At 67.2% G+C, this 13,187-nt stretch carries 12 protein-coding genes, 1 tRNA gene and 1 pseudogene; 8 read left to right on the top strand and 6 right to left on the bottom strand.

Features of this window, described 5'->3' with window-relative positions:
• Positions 1-42: 42 nt before the first annotated feature.
• The 3 genes from ACFXKN_RS11310 to ACFXKN_RS11300 are packed head-to-tail and all read left to right on the top strand — an operon-like array spanning position 43 to position 3,061.
• Positions 43-594 (top strand): ATP/GTP-binding protein, encoded by a 552-nt coding sequence (locus ACFXKN_RS11310; protein ID WP_378953193.1) that lies wholly within the window; start codon positions 43-45, stop codon positions 592-594.
• Complete coding sequence (locus ACFXKN_RS11305; RefSeq protein WP_378953195.1) at positions 591-1,844, top strand: cytochrome P450; 1,254 nt, start codon at positions 591-593, stop codon at positions 1,842-1,844. Before ACFXKN_RS11310 ends, ACFXKN_RS11305 begins: the two co-directional genes overlap by 4 nt.
• Positions 1,841-3,061 (top strand): cytochrome P450, encoded by a 1,221-nt coding sequence (locus tag ACFXKN_RS11300; RefSeq protein WP_379432925.1) that lies wholly within the window; start codon positions 1,841-1,843, stop codon positions 3,059-3,061. Before ACFXKN_RS11305 ends, ACFXKN_RS11300 begins: the two co-directional genes overlap by 4 nt.
• Before the next feature lie 53 nt (positions 3,062-3,114).
• Here ACFXKN_RS11300 and ACFXKN_RS11295 read toward each other — a convergent pair whose 3' ends face one another.
• From ACFXKN_RS11295 to ACFXKN_RS11285, 3 genes are all read right to left on the bottom strand, one after another.
• Positions 3,115-4,260, bottom strand: a complete 1,146-nt coding sequence (locus ACFXKN_RS11295) for an acyl-CoA dehydrogenase family protein (protein ID WP_378953199.1) — start codon at positions 4,258-4,260, stop codon at positions 3,115-3,117.
• A gap of 18 nt (positions 4,261-4,278) precedes the next feature.
• Complete coding sequence (locus ACFXKN_RS11290) at positions 4,279-4,884, bottom strand: QsdR family transcriptional regulator (RefSeq protein ID WP_378953201.1); 606 nt, start codon at positions 4,882-4,884, stop codon at positions 4,279-4,281.
• 125 nt (positions 4,885-5,009) lie between these two features.
• Positions 5,010-5,082, bottom strand: a tRNA-Glu gene (locus ACFXKN_RS11285).
• A 110-nt stretch (positions 5,083-5,192) separates the two neighbouring features.
• Here ACFXKN_RS11285 and ACFXKN_RS11280 point away from each other — a divergent pair.
• Positions 5,193-6,146, top strand: coding sequence for a DNA polymerase domain-containing protein (locus ACFXKN_RS11280; RefSeq protein WP_378953203.1), 954 nt, complete (start codon positions 5,193-5,195; stop codon positions 6,144-6,146).
• A 49-nt stretch (positions 6,147-6,195) separates the two neighbouring features.
• On the opposite strand, the gene ACFXKN_RS11275 is transcribed toward ACFXKN_RS11280, so the two are convergent.
• Positions 6,196-6,756: a heme-binding protein gene (locus ACFXKN_RS11275; protein WP_378953205.1), complete on the bottom strand. Its 561-nt coding sequence runs from the start codon at positions 6,754-6,756 to the stop codon at positions 6,196-6,198.
• 317 nt (positions 6,757-7,073) lie between these two features.
• Between ACFXKN_RS11275 and ACFXKN_RS11270 the strand changes: the two genes are divergently transcribed.
• Positions 7,074-8,276, top strand: a complete 1,203-nt coding sequence (locus ACFXKN_RS11270) for a sensor histidine kinase (RefSeq protein WP_378953207.1) — start codon at positions 7,074-7,076, stop codon at positions 8,274-8,276.
• 95 nt (positions 8,277-8,371) lie between these two features.
• Positions 8,372-9,004, top strand: a complete 633-nt coding sequence (locus ACFXKN_RS11265; RefSeq protein WP_378953209.1) for a response regulator — start codon at positions 8,372-8,374, stop codon at positions 9,002-9,004.
• Positions 9,005-9,010: 6 nt separating this feature from the next.
• On the opposite strand, the gene ACFXKN_RS11260 is transcribed toward ACFXKN_RS11265, so the two are convergent.
• The gene (locus tag ACFXKN_RS11260; RefSeq protein ID WP_378953211.1) at positions 9,011-9,505 is read right to left on the bottom strand and encodes a DM13 domain-containing protein; all 495 of its coding nucleotides are present in this window, start codon (positions 9,503-9,505) and stop codon (positions 9,011-9,013) included.
• Between the two features lie 397 nt (positions 9,506-9,902).
• Between ACFXKN_RS11260 and ACFXKN_RS11255 the strand changes: the two are divergent.
• A pseudogene (locus tag ACFXKN_RS11255) lies at positions 9,903-10,229 on the top strand (transglycosylase family protein); the annotation flags it as partial.
• Positions 10,230-10,272: 43 nt separating this feature from the next.
• Here the strand turns inward: ACFXKN_RS11255 and ACFXKN_RS11250 are convergent.
• Positions 10,273-11,547 carry a PucR family transcriptional regulator gene (locus tag ACFXKN_RS11250; RefSeq protein WP_378953213.1) on the bottom strand — a complete coding sequence of 425 codons (1,275 nt, stop codon included), beginning with the start codon at positions 11,545-11,547 and terminating at the stop codon, positions 10,273-10,275.
• A gap of 248 nt (positions 11,548-11,795) precedes the next feature.
• On the opposite strand from ACFXKN_RS11250, the gene ACFXKN_RS11245 reads away from it, so the two are divergent.
• Entirely contained in the window at positions 11,796-13,175 is a 1,380-nt protein-coding gene (locus tag ACFXKN_RS11245) for a lipase family protein (RefSeq protein WP_378953215.1), read from the top strand.
• The last annotated feature ends 12 nt before the right edge of the window (positions 13,176-13,187 follow it).

Below are 13,187 nucleotides of genomic sequence, written 5' to 3'. Positions count from 1 at the left end.
AACGTGCCCGAGCGGGCTCGAGCGCCGCTGCACAGCACGGCAATGCATGGGTTGAAGATCGTGGTCATCGGCGGATTCGGTGTCGGCAAAACGACATTGGTGCGTTCGGTGAGTGAGATCCGGCCACTCGACACCGAGGCCACCATGACCGATGTCGGGGCAGGCGTCGACGACACCAGCGGTGTGCCGGGCAAGTCGACCACCACCGTCGCCTTCGACTTCGGCCGGATCACCCTCGACGACGAACATGTGCTGTATCTGTTCGGAGCTCCTGGGCAGCAACGGTTCTGGTTTCTGTGGGACCGGCTGTTCGCCGGTGCGCTCGGCGCGATCGTGCTGGTCGACCAGCGCCGGATCAGCGACTCCTGGTACGCGATCGACCGGCTGGAACATCAGGGCACCCCGTTCGTGGTCGCCTGCAACGACTTCGGTGACTCCCACGCCGCCGACGATGTGCGTGAAGCGCTCGACCTCGATCCGGCGGTGCCGCTGGTGATGTGTGACGCGCGCTCGCGCGAATCGAGCAAGCAGGTGCTGATCGCACTGGTCGAGCATCTGTATTCCGCTGTCCCGCAGGGAGAAACCGTCTCATGAGCACACCGACCGGCGCCTGCCCGATCACCGGCGCGGTGCCGTTGAGTGGCCCCGAATTCCACATCGAACCGCACGAGGTCTATCGGCGGATGCGGCGCGATCACGGTCCCGTGGTGCAGGTCGAACTGCCCGGCGGGTTCCCGGCCTGGCTGATCATCGGTTACCGCGAACTGCACCAGGTGACCAGTGATCCGCTGCTCTTCCCGCGCGATGTGTCGCTGTGGAATCAGTGGCCCAATGTGCCCGGCGATTGGCCGCTGCTCCCGATGGTCGGCGGGCCCATGCCCTCGATCTACTTCACCGCGGGTGCCGAACACCGCAGGCATCTGGCGATGGTGGAACCGGCGCTGGACGCGGTCGACCACTTCGAATTGCGGCGTGCCTGTGAGGAAATCGCCGACCGGCTGGTCGACAGGTTCTGCGGTCGTGGCACCGCCGACCTGATGGCGGAATTCGCGGTGCCGCTGCCCATCCTGGCGTTGGCCCGCATTCTCGGGCTGCCCGACGCCGATGCCGCCGACCTCGCCCTGGTGATGAAACAGCTCGCCGACGGCGGCGCCGACGCGCAGTCCGCGTACATGCGTTTCACCGAGCACATGGCCCGGCTCGTCGCAGCGAAGAAGGCCCGTCCAGCAGGGGACCTGGTGTCATTGATGCTGGCCGACGCCGAGCCGTTCACCGATGAGGAATACATGCTGGACCTGGTGGCGATCACCGCCGCGGGCCATCTGCCCACCGCCGACTGGCTGGGCAGTTCGATGCGGCTGATGCTCACCGACGATCGATTCGCGAACGCGCTCGGCGGCGGCAGGCGCAGCGTCGGCGAGGCGATGAGCGAAGTGCTCTGGGAAGAGAGTCCCACCTCGATCCTGTCCGGACGGTGGGCCGCGCGCGACACCCGACTCGCCGATCACACGATCCGGGCGGGCGACATGGTGCTACTCGGTCTCGCCGCCGCCAATCTGGATCCGCATGTGCGCCAGTCGTTCACCGAGAGCGGCTCGGTGCCGACGGGCAACAACGCGCACTTCGCGTTCAGCTATGGCGAATACCGCTGTCCCTTCCCGGCGCAGCAGATCGCGGAGATCATCTCCAGGACCGGGATCGAGGTGCTGCTCGACCGGCTCCCCGACATGGACCTCGCAGTACCCGCCGACCAACTCACCCGGCGACCTTCGGCTTTCCTTCGGGGCATGAGCGCACTGCCCGTTCGTTTCACACCAGTTCGACCCGTCGGAGGTTTTTCGTGAATTCGCCATGCCCTTTCGCCATCGACCCTATGGTCGGTGACCTCGACGGGGAAACCGCCCGCCTTCGAGCACTCGGCCCGATCGCCCGGATCGACCTGCTCGGCGTGCCGGCCTGGACCATCACCGATCACGCCGTCGCGCGCCAGCTGACCACCGACACCCGGCTGGTCAAGGACATCAACGCGTGGTCGCTGTACGCCGACGGTGTGGTGACGAACCAGTGGCCGCTGATCGGCATGGTCGACGTGGGTCGATCGATGTTCACCGTCGACGGTGCCGAGCACCGCAAGCTGCGCCTCAAGACCGCGCAGGCGCTGGCTCCGCGGCGGCTGGAAGAGCTTCGTCCGGTGATCGAGCAGCTCACCGCCGAGCTCCTCGACGACCTTGCGGCCGCCGGTGCCGACGGCGCGCCGGTCGACCTCAAGGAGGTGTTCGCTTACCCGCTGCCGATGCGCGTGGTCGGCGACCTGATGGGCGTCGCGCGCGAAGACCACGCGCAGCTGCTCGACTGGTACAAGAAGTTCTTCTCGGTGATGACCCCGCAGGACGAGCGCCTGCGGGTGATCGGCGACCTCGACGCGTATTTCACCGACCAGGTCAGGCAGAAGATCGCGAACCCGGGCGACGATCTCACCTCGGCGTTCATCATCGCCGACGAGGGCGGTGAGCCGCTCACCGAGGAAGAGGCGATCGGCAATATCACCGCGCTCGTCGCCGCCGGGCACGAGACCACCGTGAGCCTGATCATCAACACCGTGCGCGCGCTGCTCGGCGAACCCGAACAGCTGGCGAAAGTGCTTGCCGGCGACGTGGAATGGAAGCAGGTGATCGAGGAGTCGCTGCGCTGGGACGGCCCGGTCTCGCACCTGCTGATGCGTTTCGCCACCGAGGACATCGCCGTCGGCGACACCGTGATCGCCAAGGGCGAGGGCGTGGTGATGTCCTACCGCGCGGTCGGCCGCGACACCACGGTGCACGGCGAGACCGCCGACGAGTTCGACGTGACGCGCTCGACCGCCAACCGCCACTTGGCTTTCGGCTATGGGCCGCACATCTGCCCCGGCGCCGCCCTGTCGCGCCTCGAAGCCGCGATCGCGCTGCCCGCGCTGTTCGCCCGCTTCCCGCAGCTGCGACTTGCCGTGCCCCACAGTGAGATCGGCAACCTGCCGGTGCTCACCCAGAACGATCTGGCCGCGTTGCCGATCATCCTGAGCTGACCGGCGTCGCGTCGCGCCCGGCGAAGGATCCACCGGGCGCGACGCTTTCCGCTCTACAGGCCCAGATCGCGGCCGATCAGTTCCTTCATGATCTCGTTGGAACCCGCCCAGATCTTGGTGACCCTGGCGTCCATCCACGCACGGGCGACCCGGTACTCACGCATGTAGCCGTAGCCGCCGTGCAGCTGCACGCACGCGTCGAGCACCTCGTTCTGCACCTGCGCCGACCACCACTTCGCCTTCGCGGCATCGACCGCGGACAGCTCACCCGCAGCGTGCGCGGCGATACCTTGATCGACGAAGGCCTGTGTCACTTCGACTTTCGTGACCAGTTCGGCGAAAAGGAACTTGTTGTACTGGAAGCTGCCGATCTGCTGACCGAAAGCCTTGCGCTCCTTGGCGTATTGCAGCGTCTCGTCCAGAATCGCGGCGGCGTGCGCGAGATTGGAAACCGCGGCGCCGATACGCTCCTGCGGCAGCCGTTCCATCATGGCGATGAAACCGCGGTCGAGCTCGCCGATCCGGTTGGCGTCGGGGACGCGCACATTGTCGAAGAACAGTTCGGCGGTATCGGATTCGGGCTGGCCGACCTTGTCGAGCTTGCGACCGCGGGTAAACCCCTCCATCCCGGTCTCGATCGCGAACAGGGTGATGCCCTTGGCCTTCTTCTCCGGGCTGGTGCGCGCGGCGACGATCACCAGGTCGGCATTGAAACCGTTGGTGATGAACGTCTTCGAGCCGTTGACGATCCAGTCGTCACCGTCGCGCACGGCGGTGGTCTTCAGCGCGGCCAGGTCGGAACCGCCCGACGGCTCGGTCATGCCGATGGCCGTGATGATCTCGCCGGTGCAGAACTTCGGGAGCCAGCGCTGCTTCTGCTCGTCGGTGGTGAGCTCGACCAGGTAGGGCGCGCACACATCGTAGTGGATGCCGAACGAGGACGACAGCGCCGCGCTCGCCTTGGCCATCTCCTCGCCGAGCACGGCGTTGAACCGGTAGTCGCCCGCGTCGCTACCGCCGAACTCTTCGGGCACACCGAGGCCGAGGTAGCCCAGTTCGCCTGCCGCGAGCCAGGTTTCGCGGTCGATCGCGCGCTCTTCGACGAAGCGTTCGGCATTCGGCTCGATCGAGCGCTTGACGAATTCGGCGACCGACGCGCGGAAGGCGTCGTGGTCGGAGGTGTAGATGGAGCGCTTCATGGGGTCCTTTCGGCTGACTTACTGTTCGGGCCGTTCGCCCAGCAGAACCAATGACGCCCGGACAACTCTGGCCGCGTCGGGTTCCTCACCGCTGATCACATCGGTGTAGATGAAGGTCTCGGTGATCCGCACCAGCAGCAGCGCCAACTCGGGCACCGGCAGGAGCGGATCGAGAGCGTCGGCCGAAATCTCTTCGGCGAGTAGATCTTCCACGATCGCGACGATCCGGTGCTGCACCGATCCCGCGCGCGTGGTGAGCAGTCGCAGCGCCCGTTCGGGTTCGCGCAACAGGAACTGGCGGAAGGCGTGGGAGGTGTTGGTGGCCTGCGCGAAATCGCCGAGGATCGTCGCGATGCGGTACGCGCCGCGACCGGGTGCGGCGGCGGCCGCGCGACCCAATGTCGGCTCGGCGACCGACCAGATGACCTCGGCGAGCAGTTCGTCGCGCCCGCCGACCCACCGGAACAGCGTCGCCCGGTTCACGCCGAGCGCGACGGCGAGTTCCTTCATCTCGAGTCGGTGCCCGGCCATGAACACGGCCCTGGCGGCGCGGAACGCGCTCACGGGATCGGGACGCGCTGCCGCGTCCTGGAGTCGTTTCTCCAGTGCCGTCTGTTCGATCACGTCACCTCCATGCACCGTTTCCTACAGTGTATGAACCGTGCAACGTCTGTCAATATGTTGCACTCCAGGCACAAAAAGGGGCACAAAAAAACTCCCCGGTCACCATGACCGAGGAGTTCTCGTTGTAGCCCCGACGGGATTCGAACCCGCGCTACCGCCTTGAGAGGGCGGCGTCCTAGGCCGCTAGACGACGGGGCCAGAACAACAGCTCACCGGGGTGAGCCGCGCGGATCATACGATAGCCGACGACCTGGTGATCGACCAAAACGGGGGTTGACCACCCCTGGGCGCCGGGGCAAGGTGGGGCCATGACCAGCAAAGAGCTGCGCGGCGGGGTGGAGATGAGCAATCTCGATCAGCCGCTGTTCGACGGGGCCGAGGCAACCAAGCGGGATCTCGTCGACTATCTCGAGTTCATGGGGGAGCGGCTGGTCCGGGTGTTGCGGGGGCGCGTGCTTTCGGTGGTGCGGGTGCGGCCGGGGCAGCCGCCGTTCATGCAGAAGAACCTGCCGAAATACACGCCGGATTGGGTGCCGCGCGCGACGGTGTGGGCGGAGAGTTCGCATCGCGAGGTCACCTACGCGCTCGGCGACGACGTGCGCACGCTGCTGTGGTTCGGGAACCAGCGCGCGGTGGAGTACCACCCGCTGCTGTTGCCGGTCGATCACAGCGCGGGCCCGACACACCTGGTGCTCGACCTGGATCCCTCACCGGGACAAACGTTTCGAGACGCGGCAGCGGGCGCGCACCTGATCCGGGCGGCACTGGAGGCCGATGGGCTCGCCGGTGCGGTGAAGACCAGCGGTGCCAAGGGGCTACACGTCTACGTGCCGATCGAGCCCGGCGTCGCGATCGAGGATGCCGCGGCGGCGACCCGGGCCATCGCGGCCAGGGCCGAGCGCATCGATCCCGCCGTCGGAACCACCGCGTTCATCCGCGAGGACCGAGCGGGCAAGGTCTTTCTCGACTCCACCCGAGCAGGTGGCGCGACGGTGATCGCGGCATACAGCCCGCGCATCCGTCCCGGAGTCACGGTGTCGTTTCCGTTGCGCTGGAACGACATCGACTCGGTGACCCCCGCCGACTTCACCCTGCGCACCGCACCGAACCTGCTCGGCGACACCGACCCATGGGACACGGAAATGCCCGCACCACAAGCGCTTCCCGCCGATCTGATCGCCGAAGGCCACACGATCCCGATTGCCCGGGTCCAGGCCATGCACGAAGGCAAACGCCGGGCCCGCGCCCGCCGCGACGAATGAACATGTCGCCCTGTCGAATTCGATAGGGCGACATGTTGTCAGATCCTGATCAGCCGGCGATCGACGCGACGCCCGCCTGGGCGAACTTGTCGTCGAGGTCACCGCTCGGGGCGCCGGCCACGCCGATGCCCGCGATCGGGGCGTTGTCGGCCTTCACGGGCGCGCCGCCACCGAGGAAGAGGGTGCCGTCGATGTCGGCCAAGTGGGGGGCCGACTCGAGACGCTTGGCCAGTTCGGTGGTCGGGGCGTTCCAGGAGACGGCGGTGAAGGCCTTCTGCTGGGCGGCGTCGTAGGACTGCGGGCCCGCGCCGTCACCGCGCAGAGTGACGATGACGTTGCCGTTGCGGTCGACCACCGCGACGCTCACGCGCTGGTTCTCCTTGGCCGCGGCGTCGAGGGCGGTCTGCGCGGCCTTGGTGGCGGCGGCGATCGACAGGTGGGTGGACTGGGCCAGGTTGGCGTCGGCGGCGTTGACGACGACGGGGGTGCGGGTCGCCGGGTCCTGATCCTGCGCCTGAACGGTCACGACGCCGACCACTCCGGCGGCGACGACACCAGCGGTGGCACCGGCGATGATCAGGCGGTTGCGGGTGGTGGACTTGGCGGACATGGCTGCTCCTGTGTGGATCCCGGCCGGCCGGCAGTCTGCCGTGGCCTGTTGATATCCATCCTGTTCGCCCGGGGCCTCCCGCGGATCGGCGTTCCGGCTGCACTCCGCGGCCGGATCGGCCGACACCCGGGTCAACCGATCGGATGACCCGTATTCTTGGCGGCTGGCGCCGCGTGTTCTCGGCCTATTAACCTCGATCTTCCCTCCCTCCGGGCACTCCTTCGTCGCACCCTCCGGTCAGTCCAGATCGAGGCGGCCGAGAACTGATCTTCGTTGGCGCAGCGACGCCACCGTCCGCAGAAACAGAGGTGGTTTCTTTGGCTCAGCTACTCGGCCAACAGCGGGACGACACGCGCCTGCTCGCCGTCATCGTCCACAGTGCCTTCTATGTCCTGCTGGCCGCATCGTTGATGCGGTGGCTGATCCGGCACAGCGAGACCCGTTCGACGCCGCTGATCGTCGTTCTCTCGCTGACGCTCGCGGTGCTGTACGCGCTGAGTGAGTTGCGGCAGTCGGGTCGGCTCGCGTGGTTCGCGATGCTGGTGCTCACCTGGTCGGTGCTGGTGGTGCTCGCGCCGAGTTTCGCCTGGTGCGCGGTACCTCTGGTGTACACGGGCCTGCGGATTCTGTCGGAGCGGGTCGCGGTGATCCTGGTCGTCGCGCTCACCGCGCTGGTGGTGTCGAGTCAGGTGCGCATCGCCGGTTGGCTCGATCCGAATCTGGTACTCGCCCCGCCCGCGGTGGCGGCGGTGACCACCGCACTGTTCGTCGGTATGCGCCGTCAGGCCGAACGGCAGGCCGCGCTGATCGATGACCTGGTGCGGACCAGGCAGGAACTGGCGGCCACCGAACGCAGGGAAGGCACGCTGGCCGAACGACAACGGCTGGCCATGGAAATCCACGACACCCTCGCCCAGGGTCTGTCGAGCCAGCGCATGCTGCTGCAAGCCGCCGACCTGGTGTGGGACAGCGATCCACCACTCGCCCACACGCATCTGCGATCGGCCGCGGCCATCGCCGAACGTGACCTGACCGAGGCGCGCCGGTTCGTCCACGACCTGGCCCCGGCCGACCTCGCCGCGGGCGGATCGCTGCCCGCCGCGCTGGCCGCACTCGCCGAACGGGAGACGACCGACACCTTGACCGTGCGCTGCCATATAGAAGGCACACCTGGCCCGCTGCCCCAGCGGGTCGAGGCCACGCTGCTGCGCATCGCCCAGGGCGCACTGGCCAATGTGGGCGAACACGCGGCGGCCACCACCGCCACGATCACGTTGACCAGCCTCGACGATCAGATCGTGCTCGACGTCGCCGACGACGGACGCGGCTTCGACCTGGACGCACCGGCCGACCCCGCACAACATCGCGGACACGGTCTGCCCGCGATTCGGGCGCGCGTGGGTCAACTCGGCGGCACCTGCACCATCGAATCCGCGCCCGGCGACGGCACCGTGCTCTCCGCCGCTATCCCGCTCGTTCCGGGCACACCGACCACCGCCGACACGATCGCCGACCGCTGAATCGGTCACCGAGGCTCGGCCCCCTCGAACGCCGTGCGGACGCACGCCCGCGAGAGAACACGCGGCGACCGGAATGCGCGCATTAACATCGGGACGTGACCACCACCGTGCGCCTGTTGATCTGTGACGATCACGCTGTCGTCCGCGCCGGACTGCACGCGCTGCTGTCGAGCGCGCCCGATATCGAGGTCATCGGGGAGGCTGCCGACGGACCGACCGCGGTCGCACTGGCCGCGAGTCTGCACCCTGACGTGGTGCTGATGGATCTACAGCTCGGCACCGACATGGACGGCGTCGAAGCGACCCGCCGGATCACCGCCCAGCCCGCGCCGACCCCGCACGTCCTGGTGCTGACCACCTACGACACCGACGCCGACATCACCCGCGCGATCGAGGCGGGGGCCACCGGATACCTCCTCAAAGCCGAACGGCCCGAGGAACTGTTCGCCGCGATCCACGCCGCCGCGAGCGGGCAGACCGCCTTGTCGGCGCCGGTCGCCGCGAAGGTGATGGCCAAGATGCGCAATCCCGGCCCCACACTCACCGCCCGCGAGCGTGACATCCTCGGCCAACTCGCGCACGGCCTCGGCAACCGCGAGATCGCCCGCGCGCTGCACATCAGCGAGGCGACGGTGAAAACCCATCTGGGCCGCATCTACGACAAACTCGGCGTCGACACCCGCGCGGCGGCGGTCGCGGTGGCCACCGAGCGGCGTTTGCTCGCCTGACCGGACTTACCCGGGCGCCAGAGTGGCGGCGCCGAAGGACACGCGGAAGCGCTCACACCAGACGCTGACCGACTTCACCGTCGACAGATCGGTGCCCGCGGGCAACTCATAGTTCTGGCTGCCCTCATTTCCCTTCAATGAGCCGAGGTCGATGTGGTTGCCGTCGTCGAAGTTGTGCCAGTCGTCGGCGATCACCGGCTGATCGGTGAGCCAGACGTGCAGGTCAGGTCCGTCGGAGGTGTTCAGGTCGGCGATCCGGAGCACGATTGTGCCCTCTGACGTGCGCTGGAGCTGCGCGGTGCCGGAGGTGTCGTGCTCATGGGAGATGAAGGTGCCCTCGGCGATCACCGGTGGTGGCGCACCATCCACCGCGACGATCGGTGCCTCGTTGACGGTCACCGTGGTGAACAACCGCCACGGCTGGAACAGGTAGAGACCCACTGTCACGGCCGCGACCAAGCCGATGGCGATGACGGTGAACAGGGTCCGGCGAGTGCTCATCGGTGCCTCCTTCTCACCCATCATCCCCCGTCGCGGCCCGCAGCGCTTGCCCGAATTGCCGGAAAAGAAACGTGACCGGGGTCTCCGGATCCATATGAGCCCCGTCACATTACAACGCTATAACGACAGTAATGTGATTACGGATTTGTCACGGCCGACCAGCGGTGAACAGTGTTCCTTTGGACAATAGCCGCTACAAACGGCTCCGTGATCGGCACGTGATCTCAGCGCGCATTCCGGCTACATTCGATCACGGCTTGAACAACAACCCGAGCCGAATCGAATCGCAGAACACCGGAAAGCCTGCCCCGTGATTCGAGGATCCCCGACATGACTGAGGGGCAGGGACACGGTAGTTTTCATCACCGAGTCGGTGGGCGCAGGCAGGAAATACTTTATGTCTTTGAATCGCAAGTTCACCACCCGTGCCCTTGGTATTGCCGCTGTTGCCGGCGCGATGATCGCCGTTCCGGCCGGTCTGACCACCGCAACCGCCTCGGCGAACAACTGGGACGCCGTGGCGCAGTGCGAGAGCACGGGCAACTGGAACATCAACACCGGTAACGGCTACTACGGCGGCCTGCAGTTCTCGCAGAGCACCTGGGAAGCCTACGGTGGCGCGGGCACTGCCGACAACGCCAGCCGTGAAGAGCAGATCCGCGTGGCCGAGAACGTGCTGGCCGCGCAGGGCCCCGGTGCCTGGCCCGTGTGCAGCGCCTACCTGTAAAGAGCGCTGACACGTAAGACTTTCCTTGTCGGGAAACGAATTACCCGCTATTCGATGCACACGTCGAATAGCGGGTTTTTTCGTTTTCCGGAGTATCAAGTCGATACACCGTGAGCGATGCGGCGAGCATACGTGAATCCGTCGGATCGGCCGGGTCGAGACCGGTGAGTTCGGCAATCCGGCGTAGTCGATAGGTAAAAGTATTCGGGTGCACGTGAATCAGTCGTGACGCCGTTTTGCGGTCGGTGCCGTGAACGAGATGCGCTTCCAGTGCGTCGATCAGGTGCGGACTGCTCAGGAGCGGAATCACCCGCTGCGCCAGACGTTCCCGGGCCGGGCCGGGCCGGGTGAGTTGGTATTCCAGCAGTAGATCGTCGAGTCGATAGCAGCCGCCGGGCCTGCCGCGTAGTCGCGCCAGCTCGGTCAGTTCGGTCGCGTCCTTGGCCGCGGCCGGAATCGCGTCACGGCTGATATCGGAGAATTCGGCCAGATACACCGGTACCCCGAACTGCGCGCGCAGGCGGTCGGCGAGTTCGTCGAACTTCGCCGCGTCGAGAATGTCGGTTTCGGAACTGTGACTCAGCAATGCGATGCCGTGTGTGCCATCGAAGGTGGCCGGGGTGGTGGTGCCGGTGAGCTCGTCCAATGCGCGCTGCAGCACCCGGATCCGTCGCCTCGTCACCAGGTTGGCCGCGGTGCCGACGCGGGGTGGCTCGCTCAGATGGACCGCGAGCACTGTGTACTGGTCGGCGAGGATCGTGTCGGCGCGGGCCGCGAGTTCCTCGGCAGGCAGGCCGCGTACCAGCGCCGAACACAGCTCCCGGCGCGCCTCGCGTTCGGCGTGATAGATCGACTGCTCGACCTCGGTGTAGGTCTCCACGACCGTCATATTGATGTGGCGTAGCAGCTCGAGCAGGCGGCCGCCGACCCGTGCCATCTCCGCGATCTCGGTGGGCTGGGCCAGCGACAGCGCCTCCGCGAACACCGACTGCGCCGACCCGTGGATCGCGCCGATCAGCATCGGCAACGGCAGCCGGTCCTCGGCGTGACGCTCGGCGACCGGGGCGACGAACGCCGCCACCTCGGCGTAGGTGAACTCCCGATCGGCGCCGATCGCCTCGAGCACGGCCCGACCGCACGCGTAGATGGTCGGCAGCACTTCCGCGGTGAAGTGCCCGTCGGGGAGTTCGGCGGGTGCGTTGGCACCCAGACCGTCGGCGAGCATGCGCTCGGAGATCTGTGGCCACCGTGTCAGCAGACGGGCGGTCAGCGCGGGCAGCGCGGGGAGTTCGGAAACGGGGTGTTCGGCGAGCATGACTCGATTGTGTCCGACGACAGGCCGGTACAGGCGCCTCCGATCGAAGACGAACAGAACTTGGCTCCCGCGCCAATCTCGTCCAGAGTTTCTCGTTGCCCCGTGCAGTGACATCACCGTGTCATGGGTCATAGATTCGCAGAGCGCGTCCGAGCCACCTCGATCGCGTTGCGTGCTCTCGATCCGGAAGGCAGTCCCACCTTGACCTGTACGGCCAACCCCTGGTTCTTCGGTGGCGGCGACAGCTCGTGACCCTCGACGCCCCGACACGGGACACCACCTGGCACGACGCGCCACTACTACCACCCGACGATCCCTTCTACGCCACCCCACCCGGCATCGACGCGCTCGCGCCAGGGACGGTGGTGCGGTCGCGGCCGGTGGAGGTCGCGCTGTTCGGGGTGATCCGGCAGCGGATCGCGGCGTGGCAATTGCTGTATCGCACCTGCGATCTCGACGGTGCGCCGGAAGTCTCGGTGACGACGGTACTGCTGCCGTGGGGTGCCTCGGCGCGGCCCCGGCCGCTGGTGTCGTTCCAATGTGCGATCGATGCTGTTGCCCCGCAGTGCTTTCCGTCGTACGCGCTGCGGCGCGGTGCGCGGACGATCGGTTCGATCGCGCCGCTCGAGCTACCGATCATCGCGATGGCCCTGGAGCAGGGTTGGGCGGTGTCGGTGCCCGATCACGAGGGGTTGGGCGGTCGGTTCGGCGCCGCGCGTGAACCCGGATACCGTGCGCTGGACGGGATTCGGGCCGCCATCGACTTCGCCCCGATGGCGTTGACACCGTCCACTCCGGTTGCCCTGTGGGGCTATTCGGGTGGCGGGTTGGCGACGGCGTGGGCCGCGGAACTGGCCGCCGAGTACGCACCGGAGCTGAATATCGTCGGTGCGGTGGCGGGTTCACCGGTGGGTGACCCGGCCGCCGCCTTCGAGCGTCTCAACGGTGGGTGGTTCGCCGGGTTCCCGGCGGCGTTCGTCGCGGGATTGCGCCAGGCCTATCCCGAGCTCGGTCCGCTGCTGCACGATCACCTCGACGCGCGCTACCGCGAGCTGCTCGGGGAAGCCGAAGAGCGCAGTACCTTCGCGCTGCTGCTGCGGTTCGCCCGGCGCGATGTCTCCCGGCATCTGCGCGGGGGCATCGGGGAGTTGCTCGCCGAACCCGTCCTGCGCCGCATTCTCGCCGACATCGAACCCGGCACTCGCGCGCCGGCGGCACCGCTGCTCATCGTCCAAGGGGTGAACGACGAGGTGATCGCCGTCGCCGATATCGACGCCCACGTGCGCCGTTATCAGCAGGCCGGGGCGACGGTGCGCTACCTGCGGGTGCGCCGCGGCTCGCACCTGCCACTCGAATTCCTCATCGTGCCCGCGATTCTCGACTGGCTCACCGACCGGTTCGCTTCCCGTCCCGCGCCGACCGGTACGTGCACCGTGGCCTCCCTCGCCCGTTCGCCGCGAGCCTTACGCACACATCTCGCGTTCGTGCGCCTGGTGCTGCGCATGCTCGGCGGGATGCCGATCGGTGGGACGGATGCGGGGGCGTCACCGGAACGAACCAGCTTGTGTCGCGGCGATTCCGAACATCCGCACGTTGTCGATGATGGCGCCATCGCCGTCGAATGCTGAGTCCGTGCTCTC

The organism is Nocardia sp. NPDC059195 (genome assembly GCF_042754695.1).
Classification (GTDB): Bacteria; Actinomycetota; Actinomycetes; order Mycobacteriales; family Mycobacteriaceae; genus Nocardia.
Note: the sequence above shows the minus strand (reverse complement) of the source record. Positions and strands in the feature narration are given on the sequence as shown.